This is a genomic window from Methylophaga sp. UBA4204 (genome assembly GCF_002379485.1).
Lineage (GTDB): Bacteria > Pseudomonadota > Gammaproteobacteria > Nitrosococcales > Methylophagaceae > Methylophaga.
In genome coordinates this window covers 33,782-34,044 of sequence record NZ_DFTU01000087.1, presented here as the reverse complement: position 1 = coordinate 34,044, position 263 = coordinate 33,782, and the positions used below count along the sequence as shown (strand labels likewise).

The window sequence follows — 263 nt, the reverse complement described above, 5'->3', positions numbered from 1 at the left end:
AAATGCTGCCGGTGATGAGAAAAGAAGCCAGTAACGTATCCAGCAATAAGTTGATTTGTGAAACCGATACACCAAACATGGCTGGTATCATCAATCGCAGAATTTTTTGCACACCTTCATCTTTCCAGCCCCAATGTGGTTTTGGCAAACTGCCAATTTTCATTAAAAATGGCATTTGAAACAGTAGCTGCACTACCCCGCCGATAAACACCCCCCAGGCAAGCGCTTTTACCGGTTCATCCAGATGTGGTGCCAGCCATAAT

1 protein-coding gene is annotated in these 263 nt (G+C 44.9%); it reads right to left on the bottom strand.

Annotated elements, in window-relative coordinates; all coding sequences use genetic code 11:
* A partial coding sequence (locus B3182_RS12605; RefSeq protein ID WP_292752987.1) for a lipid II flippase MurJ occupies window positions 1-263 on the bottom strand: 263 nt, incomplete at both ends.